Source organism: Rhizorhabdus sp. (genome assembly GCF_018006725.1).
In the GTDB taxonomy this organism is placed as follows: Bacteria; Pseudomonadota; Alphaproteobacteria; order Sphingomonadales; family Sphingomonadaceae; genus Rhizorhabdus.
On sequence record NZ_JAGMXV010000032.1, the window covers coordinates 1 to 13,251 of the forward strand.

Consider the following 13,251-nt stretch of genomic DNA (forward strand, 5'->3'; position numbering starts at 1 on the left):
TGTACGCCCTCAGTAGGTCAGGATCGCGTTGAACAGCACCGAATAATATCGGTTGTCTCCGCGTGAATTGGTAAACAGATCGGCAAATCCCTTGGACGGGTTGAGCACCGCGCCGGACAGGCGGAAAACTACGTTCTGGATCATCGAGGGACGCCAGATCAGCGCACCCGACAGGTCCCAACCGATCGACTTCGGAATGCTGCCTTCATTGCGCAGCTCACGCAGCGTGGCGGTGTTCTCGAACCACAGGCGGTTGAGATTGGCCGACAGGCGCAGCTGCGGCGCGAGATCGAAGTCCGCGCCGACGCCGAGCAGCATCGTGCCCGGATTGTTGAAGTTGGACTGGCCTTCTTCCTTGGTCGTGCGCAGGTCATTGATGATGCCGTTGCGCGGCGAGATCGACACGTTGACGCCGCCGCCGGCGAAGGGGACGGCCTGCCGGATCCAGTAGCTGGTATCGGCACCCGCGAAGATCGGATTTTCGAAGATCGCCGAGAAGCCGTTCTCGGTGTTGTCCTTCGGATCGCCATCGCCCGAGGTGTAGAGGCCCGAGCCGCGGATCCGGATCCAGTCGAGATCGTAGCTGAGTTCGGCCGCGGCGAAGAGCGAGCGGATCTTGGCCGGGCGCGAGGTGAAAAAGCTGTTCCGGTCCTTGCCGAAAGCGCCATAGACGCTGCTCGACAGGTTGAAGCGCTTTACGCGGCCGTCGAGGCTGTAGCCGACATAATAGACGTCATAGTCGCGGGGACGCTGGTCGCCGAGCAGGGCGGGGCGGGTCGGAAAACCGTTATGGTCGGTCACGCGCCGACGGTCGCGATTCCAGTTCGCAGTGAACGACGCGAGCGATGTCAGGCCCGGGATGGGGAAATCCTGTACGAACAGATTGCCGTGGAAGACATAATCCTTCCGAGGGCGCCGGGTGATGTCGTTCAGGCCACTGTTCGTGTCCTTCTCGAGCCGCCACAGCAGCGCGACATTATACTGGTAGCGATTATTGTCGCGGTTGCCGAACAGGCGGACCCCCAACTGGTTGTCCTGGAACAGGAAACCCCGGAAATCGAAATTGAACGGCTGGATGCCGATGCGCAGCGAGTCGAAGTCGAAGCGGTCCGACCGGTTGCCCAGATGCTTGTCGACGAACAATTCCTGCAACCCGAGGAAACTGTCGGTGCGGTGCGACGGGCGAGAGGATTCGACGTGGAGGACGCGGCGTTCCTCGACGTTGACGTAATTGACCTGATAGGCGAGCGCGATGCGATATTCGATGTCCGGCGGCTTATAGGCGGTCGACCCCTTGGTCAGGCCTGCGCCCAGGATGAATGTCTGCGCCAGGACAAGGCTTTTCTGCCGCCCGAATGTATCGATCGCACCGGGATAGGAACTTGTCTGGTCCGCCACGGGCGTCGGGAAGGAACGCGGCTCGACGACCGTGTCGGACACGCCGTTGAGGCCGAAGAACCAGTCGTCGCCGGTGATCGGCAGAAAAAAGGGCTTCTTGTCGATCTGGACGGGGCGATCGCCCTTCAGGCCATTCTGATGATAGGGATCGAAGGGCGAGTGGCAGGTCGCCTGCAGCCCGACGAAATTCTTGTCCGGGCATAGGGCCTTCACCAGACGCCAGCGGTCGGGGACCGGGAACTGATCGATCGGAAACGCCTCGGGGGGCGGGGCCGCCACGGCGCCGACATTGTCCTGCTTCACTGCAGGCGGCAGCGTTTCGACATAGCCCGGCCGGCGGCGGCCGTCGATCATCGGCTCGCCGGCAGAGGCGCCCGGCGTTCCCGGTGCAACGACAGAAGGCGTGGCGAGCAGGCTGTCGTCAGCAGGCCCCTCGGTCATGCCCTCGCTGGCTGGAGCAGCCGGCATCGTACCGCCGCTTTCGGGGGCGGCGGAGGCCAGCGCAGCCGCTTGCAAGAGCAGGGTGGAGAGTGCTGCTGCCATCACTTGCCGCCGCAGACGTCCTGATCGGACGTATCGAGGAACGGCGCGAACGGACAGTTCACATAGCGCAGCCGCACGCCGGCCCCGATCGCCACGACGATCTGGTCCGCCCGGATGTCCTTGGGCGCGTTGCCGATCGTGCCGATGCGCGCGCCGCCATTGTGGAGCCCCAGGAAGGAGATCATGTCGTCCTGGTCGATACCGTCACCCGACACCCCGATCGCGCCGACCAGCGTGTTGCCGCGATAGATGGGAACCGAACCGGGGAAGATCTGAATGCCGTTCTGGAGGCGGTTCTGCGCCGTTCCGGGGACATCGGGTGCGAAGGTGCAACGCTGCCGCGTATCGTCTGGCGAAGCGCCGAGCACGAAGCCGAGATGCTGCGCCAGATTGGTGAAGATCAGTGCGCTCTGTAGGCCGGTCGAGAACGGGCTCCACTGGTTCAGAGGGCGCGAGAGCGGACCATTGGGTCGATCGACTTCGCCGTCCGGAAAGAAGGGACGCGACAGATTGCCGCCCGAACGATCGGCAAAGGCGTTCTTGCCGGTCAGGGCCTGCGGATCGTTCAGGAAGGTCCGTACCTTCTGGACGAAGGACTGAACGTCGGTGCTGGGATTGCCGAGCAGATCGGGGGCCGCGTGCGAGCCGGAGAAGAAGGCGGCGGTGCGCGCTTTCTGCAGCGAAACATCGGTGCCGAATACCGGGGCGTCTGGCGATCGTGCCATCGCCAATATCGTACCGCGCGTGTCGACGAGGGAGATTGTGACCTGCGCGCGGCTGTCGAGAGGCTTGCGGATCTGCGCGCGGGCGCGGCTCATCACCTTGAAGGCTTCCTCGAGAACCGCCTTGACCTCGGCCGCCGTCAGCGGGCTCGACACTTCCGCAGCATCGGTCCCGCCTCTTATGGGATAGCGGTTGCTGCCCGATCCGTCGGTCAGGATATAGGCGTCGACATTGTCTAGCGTGGAGCCGGCGCTCCGCTCGGATGCCGTAGCCGGACGATAGCCCGACGCTTCGGACCCATAGGCCACGCCGGCCAGCACCGTCGGAGTGGTGCCCTGCGCATAATAGCCGGGGATGGATATGAGCGACCCTGTCGCGGTCCCGGCGAAGGCGGAGAAGGCGCGCGCCGTGCTGGGGTTCGACCTGAGGTTGGGAGTCGAGGCATCGCTGTAGCGAAGCTGTACCACCGCCTGGATATTGTTGGCGCGAATGGCCTCTGGCGCCTCGAAGCCGATGGTGCCTGCCGTCGCAATATACTCATCGTCATCGGTGTCGATATCGTCGACATTGGGGTCATAGCCATAGAGCCCGTCGGACATCACGCCGATACCGCCCACCACGACGCCATTCTTGTAGAGCGGGAAGCCGCCCGGGTCGGCGGCCAGACCCAGCGGTGACCGCTTCGGGCCGATCGACGCGGCAGCGCCGCCCGCCGCCTTGTAGCGGCTTGCGAAGTCCGAACAGGGAAGCTGGCTGAACTGCACGCCGAACAGCGGACCGGCGGCCAGCTGGTTGTTGCCTGGCGGGAAATGCTCCTGGACGATGAAACTCGCGGTTCGGGTCGAGAAGGCGTTGCCCGACGAGGACAGATAGGCGCCGGTGATCGCTTTGGCGATCGCGCCGGCGGCCAGGGGATTGGCAGCGGGCGAGCCGTTTATGACAAGACCTTCGACGTCGGTCGGCGTCACGACGCGATGCGTCGTCTTGGCCATGAACACGGTCGGCGCGCCGGTCATCTGATAGACGGCGAGTACATTGCCCACTCTGTCGGTGACGGCGATCACCGAGGGCTTGTTGCGGGCGAGGGCTTCCTCAACCGCTTGGGCCAGAACCTTCTGGACATCGGCTGCCGTCAGAGATTCCTGAACCGGCGCAGCATAGAGGCGGTTTTCCGTAGGGGTGGGCGTCGGCGTCGGGGTAGGCGTGCTTCCCCCACTACCGCCACCTCCGCACGAGGCGAGAACGAAGGCGAGGCTGGTGAGAGCGGCGACCGAACGCGAACGAAACATCATTTGAGCGCCCTGATCGCAGCCGCCGCCTGGCCGAGGGCCGAACGGAATTCGGCAGGCTTGTAGCTATTGCTGTTGCCGACAGCCTTATAGGCGCGGTCGATCGCGCCGCGCGCGGACTTGGCTCGGGCTTCGCTGACATGGCCCTGCCGAACGAGGCCGTTGAGCAGCGTGTCGAGGGCCATGACCGCCTGGGCGGAGCCCTCATAGTCGGTAAAGCGCGGCGCAACGGTGTCGCCGGCAATGGCGTCGACGATCGCGAAGGTCTGCGCCGAACTTACCGGGCTGCGCGACAGGCTGTCGGCCAGCGCTGAGGCCGCGCTGCCGAGCGTGCGGGCCGCCGACACAGCGCTTGCGCGGTCCCTGGCGAGCGCCGCATGGAAGCTGCGCGAAGCGGCGTCGAACTTACCCGCTGCGCCCGGCGACAGCACCTTCGATGCCGCCGACAGCATGATCATGTTTTCGTCGTTGAACGGCGGCATCCCCGATGGGATCGGACGGCCGGGATTGGCGACCCAGTTCGCCTTACCGGCCGGCCCATCTACGATCTGCCGGTGACAGCTGTGGCAGTCGAAGAAGTAGATTTCGGGGAAGACGCCGTCGCTGCCCAGGCGCGGATTGGCGAACAGGCTGGTGATCCGGCTCACCGCAGAAGCCTGCCCGACCGCCCAGAGCTGGATATTGTCCATGCGCGGCTTGCGGCGGATATAGTCGGCATCCTCGTCATGATGCTGCTGAAGCGCTGAGAAGAGGTCGACTTCGAACGACACGCGCGGATGGCCGGCCGCCATGATCCGGTGCGAGACGAACTGGCCGGGCCGATCGCTGCCGAGGTGGCAGTCGAGGCATTTTTCGGCGCGCGCCCGGGGTTGATCGAGCGGGTAGAGGCCCTTGGAGACATTGGTGGCATGGGTCTGGCCGACCGCATAATGGCTCGCCAGCCAGTTTTGCGAGGCGCCATGGCATCCTTCGCAGCCGACGCCGTCGCTGACCTGCCAGCGGGGGCCGCGCGCGCCGGCGGGGGCCGGATCGGCATGACAGCCGAGGCATTCGGCGGCAGAGGTGGCAGGGCCGATGCCCATCTTCGCGGCGATCGCCTGACCACGGGGCGAGGCGAGGACCGCGAAGGCGCGGCTGTGCGCGCCCGTGCTGCTCGAACTCGCCTGCCAGATCAGGATTTCGTCCTGTCGGACGACCTTGCCGGTGGGTTCGCTGCGCCCATGGCAGGTCGATCCTGAACAGGATGCGACTCCCATATGCATGGCGGCGGAGGTGGGCGACGCCGAGGCGGCAACGGCGCGTTCGGCTGCGCCGCTGATGCCGAAGGCAAGCGCCGTTACGGCGAGTATACCCGCCACGACCAGTCCGCAGACGACGGACAGTCTGCTCGCGACTTTACCCCCCAATTCGGCGCTCCCTACCTGCCGATGCCCCTTCGTTACGCCACCACTTGCCCCTGGGCGATCACGATGCCGTGACGTATCTCTCTTTCGCGCTCAAAGTGCAATCATTCAAACGCTTGTCAGTGCGGACGCCGCCGGATGACGAGGTTCCGGATCTCGGTCATGTCCTCCATCGCGAAGCGTATGCCCTCGCGGCCCAGGCCCGAATCCTTGACCCCGCCATAAGGCATATTGTCCACGCGATAGCTCGGCACGTCATTGACCACGACGCCGCCCACATCGAGATCGTCCCAGGCGTCGAGGATCTTGAAGATGTCACGGGTGAAGATGCCGGCCTGAAGCCCGAACTTCGAGTCGTTGACGATGTCGAGCGCTTCCTTCCATTCGCTGAAGCGGATCAGGAAAGCGACGGGACCGAAGGCTTCCTCGCGGTTGAGCTTGGTATCCGGCGACACGCCCTCGAGTAGGGTCGCCTCCAGCATCGCTCCGTCGCGGCCGCCGCCACAGAGCAGCGTCGCGCCCCTGGCGGTTGCCTCCTGGACCCAGTTGTCGAGGCGCTCTGCCTCCTTCACGTCGATCATCGGCCCGACAAAAGTCTTCTCGTCGTGCGGGTTGCCGGCGATCAGCGTCTTCGTCTTGGCGACCAGCTTGTCCTTGAACGCGTCATAGACCGCGTCGTGGACCAGGATGCGCTGCACGCCGATGCACGACTGGCCCGACTGGTAGAAGGCGCCGAACACCACGCGCGCCACCGCATCGTCCAGATCCGCATCGGCATCGATCACGACGGCCGCATTGCCGCCCAGTTCGAGAACAACCTTCTTCTTGCCGGCGCGCGCCTTCAGATCCCAGCCCACATCGGGCGAGCCGGTGAAGGAGAGCAGCTTCAGGCGATCGTCGGTCGTGAACAGGTCGGCACCGTCGCGCGAGGCGGGCAGGATCGAGAAGGCGCCCTTGGGCAGATCGGTCTCCGCCAGCACTTCGCCCATGATGATCGCGCCAAGCGGCGTGCGGCTCGCCGGCTTCATGACGAAGGGGCAGCCGACTGCGATGGCGGGTGCGACCTTGTGCGCGGCCAGGTTCAGCGGGAAGTTGAAAGGCGATATGAACGAGCAGGGGCCGATCGGCACGCGCTTCCAGATCCCCTGATAGCCCTTGGCACGTGGGCTGATGTCGAGTGGTTGCACTTCGCCGGTCATACGGACCGATTCCTCGGCCGCGATCCGGAAGGTGTCGATCAGGCGCCCGACCTCGCCGCGCGAGTCGTTGATCGGCTTGCCGGCCTCGATGCACAAGGCGTAGGCCAGTTCGTCCTTTCGCTCGGTGAAGCGATCGACGCAGTGCTGCAACACCGCCTGCCGCTCATAGCTGGCCATCTTCGCCATCGGTTCGGCCGCCTTGACCGTCCAGCCGATCGCCGCGTCGATCGTCTTGGCATCGGCGAGCGCAACCCGTGTCGCGACCTCGCCGGTGAACTTGTCGGTCACCTTCAGGTCGGTGTTCGGCTTCTGTGCCTCGTTCGCGAGGTACAGGGGGTAGGTGTCCTTGAGCTTCATCGCAGTCATCCGTCCGTAAATTTCATGGGGCGCCCCGCCCGTCGACAGCGGCGAGAGCGAGGCTTGCCGTCAGGAAACCTGCTTGCTCAGCGTCTTGATATCCTTGTTCAGGATCTGGTCGTTCTCCGAATAATCGACCGGGCAATCGATCAGGTGGACGCCCGGCGTATCGAGGCATTCCTTGAGCAGCTGCGTCAGATGCTCGGCGCTCTCGACGCGGTGGCCCTTGGCACCATAGGCTTCGGCATATTTGACGAAATCCGGATTGTTGTAGGTCAGGCCCCAGTCCTGGAAGCCCATATTCGCCTGCTTCCAGCGGATCATGCCATAGCTGCTGTCGTTCAGGATCAGCACAGTCAGGTTCAGACCGAGGCGGACCGCGGTTTCCATCTCCTGGCTGTTCATCATGAAGCCGCCATCGCCACAGATCGCCATGATCTTGCGGTCGGGATAGACCATCGCCGATGCCATCGCCGACGGCAGGCCCGCGCCCATCGTCGCGAGCGCATTGTCGAGCAGCACGGTGTTCTGCTGGCGCGCCGGATAGTTGCGCGCGAACCAGATCTTGTAGACGCCATTGTCGAGGCAGATGATGCCGTCGGCGGGCATCGCCTTGCGCACTTCGCGTACCAGATGCGGCGGGAAGATCGGGAAGCGCGTGTCGCCTTCGAGCGACTCGGTGTGCGCCACCTCGGCCTTGCGAGCCTTGAGCATGAAATCGAAGTTCCAGCGGCCCGAGGGCACGATGTCCTTCTGCATCTTCCAGATGGCGTTGGCGATGTCGCCGATCACCTCGACCTGCGGGAAATAGACCGGGTCGACCTCGGCCGTCTTCGAGCTGACGTGGATCACCGGGGTGCCGCCATTCTGCATGAAAAAGGGCGGCTTTTCGATAACGTCATGGCCGACATTGATGATCAGATCGGCATGCTCGATCGAACGGTGGACGAAGTCGCCGGCCGACAGCGCCGCGCAGCCGAGGAATTTCGGATTGCATTCGTCGATCACGCCCTTGCCGAGCTGGGTGGTGACGAAGGGGATACCGGTCTTCTCGATGAACTGGAGGAGCATTCGCCCGGTCTGCTTGCGGTTGCCGCCGGCACCGATGACGAGGATCGGCGACTTGGCGTCTTCGATCATCTTCACCGCGGCACGGACCGCCTTGTCTTCGGCCTCCGGGCGACGCGCGAGCGACGCCTTCAGCGGGCGGGAATCGGTATGCTCGTCGGCAATGTCCTCGGGAAACTCGATATGGGTCGCGCCCGGCTTTTCCTCTTCAGCCAGGCGATAGGCCTCGCGAATGCGGCTCGGGATATTGTCGGCCGAGGCGAGCTGGTGGGTGAACTTGGTGATCGGCTTCATCATCTCGACGACTTCGAGAATCTGGAAGCGCCCCTGCTTGGACTTCTTGATCGGCTTCTGGCCGGTCACCATCAGGATCGGCATGCCGCCGAGCTGGGCATAGGCGGCCGCCGTGACGAAGTTGGTGGCACCCGGCCCGAGCGTCGCCATGCAGACCCCGGTCTTGCCGGTGTGTCGGCCATAGGTTGCCGCCATGAAGCCGGCACCCTGTTCGTGACGGGTGAGGATCAGCTTGATCTTCTTCGAGCGGGACAGGCTGTCGAGCATGTCGAGATTTTCTTCGCCGGGTACGCCGAAGATATACTCACAACCCTCTTCTTCCAGGCATTGGATGAAGAGATCGGATGCCTTTGTCGCCATAATCTGCCCCCTCTCGCGTGTCGCGCCCCTGCTGCGACCAGAGAATGGGGAATTGCTATTGCATTTCCACGACGTCGAACAGGCTCTTTTTGACCCAGCCGAGCTTTTGATTCCGCAACGGAATTCTACAGCTCGATCCGCCAGTCCCAGCGCATCGCGCCAGCGCCGTCCATCGCCACTACGCCGCGCTCGGCAAGCAGATCGCGCAAGCGGTCGGACTCCGCATAATCCTTGGCAGCGCGGGCCGACTGTCGCTGATCGAGAAGGCGTTCGATCTCTTCTTCGTCGATCGTTGCACCATCCGGCTTGATGCGCAGGTCGATGCGGCGCGCACGCAGCAGGTCGAGACCGAGGGCAAGGTCCATGCTGGCGACGAGGCGTAGCCGCTCTTCTGCCGGGATGCTCTTCTCGGTCAGGGCCGTTTCGAGCAGCGGCAGGGCTTGCGGCACCATCAGGTCGGCGGACAAGGCCTCGTCGAACCTGGCAAGCAGATCGAGCGCCTTGGTGCCAAGGCCCTGTTCCACGGTCGCGCGCTGATAGGCGAAGGGCGCACCCTTGGTCGCGCCGGTCTCCTCGACGACGCGCAGCCAATCCGGCGTTCCGGCCGTCTCCCTGAGCGCCTCGGCAGCGAGGATCAGGCGGCCGAGCCGTGTCAGCGCTGCGGACAAGGCCTCCGGCGAAAATTCGAGTTCGGAACGGTAATGGGCCGACAGGCAGAGCAGCCGATAGGCGAGGGGGTGCACGCCCTTGGTCGTGACGCTGGCGAGCGTCGCAAAGCCGCCTTTCGACTTCGACATCTTGCCGCCCCGGTCGACCAGGAAATTATTGTGCATCCAGAAATTGGCGCCCGAGGCGTCGCTGCAGGTGAAGGCCTGGTTCTGCGCGATCTCGTTGCAATGGTGAATCTCGCGATGATCGATGCCGCCGGTGTGGATGTCGAACTGCCGCCCGAGATATTTCATGCTCATCACCGAGCATTCGAGATGCCAGCCGGGTGCGCCCGGTCCCCAGGGCGACATCCATTCCATCTGGCGTCGTTCGCCCTCGGTCGAGCGGCGCCATAAGGCGAAGTCCGCAGCGTTGCGCTTACCCTCGACCTCGGCGATCCGGCCCACCGTTTCCGGTCCGCGGCTGCCGGCCAGTCGGCCATAATCGGCGACCTTCGAGGTGTCGAAATAGAGCCCGCTCGGCAATTCATAGGTTGCGCCGCCGCGCTCGATCACGCGGGCGAAGTCGATCATGTCCTGGATATGGTCGGTCGCGACGCTCCAGATCGTCGGCGACGTGATGTTGAGCGCCGCGAGATCGGCCTTGAAGGCATCGGTATAGAAGGCCGCGACTTCCCAGATGGTCTTGGCGGCCTTGCGCGCCGCTGCTTCCATCTTGTCGTCGCCTTCATCGGCGTCCGATGTCAGATGGCCCACGTCGGTGATGTTGATGACGTGGTTGACCGGCCAGCCCTTCCAGTTGAGCGTCCGGCGCAGCGTGTCGGTGAAGACATAGGCGCGCAGATTGCCGAGATGGGCGAAGTTGTAGACCGTGGGTCCGCAGCTGTAGAGCCGCACCATCGTCGGGTCGATCGGCTCGAACACCCGCATCGAGCGGCTGAGGCTGTCGAATAGGGAGAGGGGGGCGCCGAGCGGAGCGGGGTGCGTCATGTCAAATCCAGCAGGAGGTCTGGCGCGGCTCTAGATCAAGCATCCCCCGGAGCGCAATCCACAGGCTTGCTGCGCATCCCGGGCGCCGGACACGAAAAAGGCCGGAGCAAAGCGCCCCGGCCTCTTCGAAAGCGTCCGACCGCGATCAGCCGTGTGAAGCGTTGCCCGACGCGGCTTCGATGACGAGGTCGAGCTGTTCCTTGCAACCGCCCTCGATCAACGACTGGGCGATGCCGGTCATGTCAGCGGTGGCAGGGCGGACGACGACGAACTTGACGTTGGTCGGCGCCTTCGCGCCCTCCCAGCTGAGCTTATACTGGCTGCCATTGCTGATCGCGGCGGCCGCCGGCCAGCTTGTCATCGCCTGACCCGCCGCCAGATCGACAGTGGTATTGCCGCCCGGACCGGTGAGGGTGAGGGTGGTCGCCTTGCTGGCATCCGGACGCCACAGCGTGACGTTCGCGGGATCAGCGATGCACATGTTGGAGCTGCGCGTCACGTCGACATACCAGGGGTTGGGCACCTTGCCGCCCTTGTCGATGCCGCTGGCGCTGCGCACGGCTCCGATCCGGGCCCGTTTCTCGCCGCCGCCCGAGACGAGGGCGTTGAGGGTAGAGCCGGTGCTTGCCGCTGCGACGGTCGACGCGCTGGCGCTGAACGTGCCCGGGCCGGACAGGGTGCGCGTGCCCTTGCCGTCCAGCAGGACGATCGTGTCGCCGGCCTTCAGGGTGAGCTTCGCATTGTCTGCGAGCGCCTTGCCGGCCGGATAGGCCTTGGCCGAGGGGCCCGACGAACGGACGACGAGAGGCGCGGCGGCGGCGGTACCCGCCAGCATCACACCCATGATTGCCGCAACAGCAGCCTGCGACCGGCGATTATTTGTCCAGAGCACTATACCCTCCTGGTCCTACCTCACGAAGACGCTCTATCAGATTTCTGAGCGCCTTATCCTCGGGATTCTGTTCGGCCAGCGCCTCGAAATCTGCCAGCGCACTTTCATCCCCTGTATCGAATCTACGGAAGATGTCTGTGAACTGTTGCACAGCCGTTTCGGAATAATCGAGCACCGGCTCGAAAACCTCCATCGGGGTGGAGCGGCCGGACACGGTGATGCGGCCGACGGGACGGAAGGTCTTCAGAGTCGAGCGTTCGACGACGGTGTCGCTGACGAGCGTCTTGGTCTTGAGATATTTGTTGGCGCCCTCTAGACGCGACGCGGTGTTCATCGAGTCGCCCAGTGCGGTGTACTGGATGCGGCCCTCGCCCCCGAAATTGCCGACGATCGCCTCGCCGAAATGAACGCCGACGCGGGTTACGCCGATCGGGGGGACGCCCTCGGGCGCCTCGCGGCGGAACTGCTCGCCCGCCTCGTACATGGCGACCGCGCAGCGCACCGCGCGCTCGCAGTCGTCGGGCCGGCTGATCGGCGCGCCCCAGAAGGCCACGATCGCGTCGCCGACGAATTTGTCGATCGTGCCGCCATGCTGGAGGACGGTCTCCGACAGTACGTCGAGATATTTGTTGAGCAGGAAGGCGACCATTTCCGGCTCGATCTGGTGGCTGAGCTTGGTGAAACCCTCCAGATCGCTGAACAGCGCATAGATTTCACGCTTCTCGCCGTGCAGTTGGAGCCGCTCGGGATTCTTCATGATATCCTTGGCGATATCGCCCGGAAGATATTTGCCGAGCGCCGACTGGGCGAAGTTGCGCTGCTCCGAACCGATGCCGCGCGCTGCCGTGCCGACTGCCGAAAAGGAGAAGATCCAGCCGAGCAGCCAGCCGAACACCGGCAGACCCTGCGTGTCGATGCCATGGAACTGCCAGAAGAAGGGCAGGGCGACGACGGCGCCGGCCTGCACGATCAGGAGCAACGCCAGCTTCCACAGGCGCAGATTGCCCATCGCCGTCAGCGCTCCGAGCAGGACCACGCCGATTGCGATCAGCCACAAGCCCCATTGCGGGATCGGCTTGAACATGAAGCCGTCGAGCATCTGACCGAGCAGTGTGGCATGGATTTCGAGGCCGATCGTCGTCTCGCCAACGCGGCCTGTCTGCGGATCCTTCATGCGCGAAGCGGGCGTGGTGAACTGGTCGACGTCGGGGATGTTGCCGCCAATCAGGACGTAGCGGCCCTCGATCTGCGGGCGGAACGCTTCGAGCAAGTCGGGGTTGGCGATCAATTCGACCGGCAGCTTGTCGAACACCGGACGCTCGTAATTGACCGGCAGCCGGTAGCGGATCGAGCCCTGATGGCTGCGATATGCGGGATAGCCTTGGGTCAGCGAGTTGGCCATCAACGGCGGCAGATCGGCAGGCTGTCCGGGCCAGCTGCGCATCACGCCATCCTGATCGGCCTCCAGCCGGATGCTGGTGAAGTGAACATTGCCGGGTGCCGTCTGCTTCTGGAAGTCGCGAAGGAAGACCTCCTGGTCATAGGTCATGAAGGCCGGGTTGCTCTTGTTCGTCGCAAGCCCGAGATAGGTCGGCGTCTTCATCGTGCGGAAGCCGTCGATCAGGATCTGGTCCTCCGGGGTCGGCTGGTCGATCAAAATATCGATGCCGATCGCCTTGGGCTTCATCTTGTCGAGCTGGACGAGAGCGTTGGCGAGCATCGCCCGGTCGAGCGGGGACCGCCGCCCGGTCAGCCGCAGCGTTTCCTCGTTGAAGGTCACCATGACGATGCGCTGGTCGGTTTCGACATGCGGCGCGGCGAGCAGCGCGCGGACATCGTACAATGCGCGTTCGGCGTCGCGGGCCAGCATGATGTTCCAGCTGTAGCGCGCAAACATCAGGCCAAGCACGAGGAAGATGGCCGTCACGATCAGGCGCGTCGTCCCGATCTGTCGCAGCGTCTTGCGCGCCGTCGGCCAGAATGCCCCGATACGCGCGCCAAGCGACGCCTTCCGGCCTTGTTCAGCCATGCAATGACCCCCGTTATATCCCCAGCACGATATTAGCC

8 protein-coding genes are annotated in these 13,251 nt (G+C 64.2%); all 8 read right to left on the reverse strand.

All coding sequences use genetic code 11. The features are described 5' to 3' along the window. Window positions 1–9: 9 nt before the first annotated feature. The 8 genes from KAY22_RS07050 to KAY22_RS07085 all read right to left on the reverse strand — a co-directional run bounded on the left by KAY22_RS07050 (window position 10) and on the right by KAY22_RS07085 (window position 13,213). Window positions 10–1,752 (reverse strand): hypothetical protein, encoded by a 1,743-nt coding sequence (locus KAY22_RS07050; protein ID WP_296621646.1) that lies wholly within the window; start codon window positions 1,750–1,752, stop codon window positions 10–12. 188 nt (window positions 1,753–1,940) lie between these two features. Further along, window positions 1,941–3,956, reverse strand: coding sequence for a heme-binding protein (locus KAY22_RS07055; protein WP_296621602.1), 2,016 nt, complete (start codon window positions 3,954–3,956; stop codon window positions 1,941–1,943). Then, a complete protein-coding gene (locus KAY22_RS07060; RefSeq protein ID WP_296621605.1) occupies window positions 3,953–5,359 on the reverse strand; it encodes a multiheme c-type cytochrome in 1,407 nt (468 codons plus the stop codon). Before KAY22_RS07060 ends, KAY22_RS07055 begins: the two co-directional genes overlap by 4 nt. A 116-nt stretch (window positions 5,360–5,475) precedes the next feature. Further along, window positions 5,476–6,912, reverse strand: a complete 1,437-nt coding sequence (locus KAY22_RS07065; protein ID WP_296621607.1) for an aldehyde dehydrogenase family protein — start codon at window positions 6,910–6,912, stop codon at window positions 5,476–5,478. Between the two features lie 69 nt (window positions 6,913–6,981). After that, the gene (locus tag KAY22_RS07070) at window positions 6,982–8,634 is read right to left on the reverse strand and encodes an acetolactate synthase large subunit (RefSeq protein ID WP_296621609.1); all 1,653 of its coding nucleotides are present in this window, start codon (window positions 8,632–8,634) and stop codon (window positions 6,982–6,984) included. 125 nt (window positions 8,635–8,759) lie between these two features. Continuing rightward, window positions 8,760–10,292 carry a cysteine--tRNA ligase gene (gene cysS, locus KAY22_RS07075; protein ID WP_296621611.1) on the reverse strand — a complete coding sequence of 511 codons (1,533 nt, stop codon included), beginning with the start codon at window positions 10,290–10,292 and terminating at the stop codon, window positions 8,760–8,762. A 145-nt stretch (window positions 10,293–10,437) separates the two neighbouring features. Further along, window positions 10,438–11,184, reverse strand: a complete 747-nt coding sequence (locus KAY22_RS07080) for a hypothetical protein (protein WP_296621614.1) — start codon at window positions 11,182–11,184, stop codon at window positions 10,438–10,440. Beyond that, a complete protein-coding gene (locus tag KAY22_RS07085; protein ID WP_296621616.1) occupies window positions 11,168–13,213 on the reverse strand; it encodes an adenylate/guanylate cyclase domain-containing protein in 2,046 nt (681 codons plus the stop codon). The genes KAY22_RS07080 and KAY22_RS07085 overlap by 17 nt, the downstream gene beginning before the upstream one ends. Between the last annotated feature and the right edge of the window lie 38 nt (window positions 13,214–13,251).

Coding starts and splice junctions, on each gene's coding strand:
- KAY22_RS07050 (WP_296621646.1), bottom strand. CDS start 1,752: ATGATCGACGGCCGCCGCCGGCCGGGCTATGTCGAAACGCTGCCGCCT.
- KAY22_RS07055 (WP_296621602.1), bottom strand. CDS start 3,956: ATGATGTTTCGTTCGCGTTCGGTCGCCGCTCTCACCAGCCTCGCCTTC.
- KAY22_RS07065 (WP_296621607.1), bottom strand. CDS start 6,912: ATGAAGCTCAAGGACACCTACCCCCTGTACCTCGCGAACGAGGCACAG.
- KAY22_RS07070 (WP_296621609.1), bottom strand. CDS start 8,634: ATGGCGACAAAGGCATCCGATCTCTTCATCCAATGCCTGGAAGAAGAG.
- cysS (WP_296621611.1), bottom strand. CDS start 10,292: ATGACGCACCCCGCTCCGCTCGGCGCCCCCCTCTCCCTATTCGACAGC.
- KAY22_RS07085 (WP_296621616.1), bottom strand. CDS start 13,213: ATGGCTGAACAAGGCCGGAAGGCGTCGCTTGGCGCGCGTATCGGGGCA.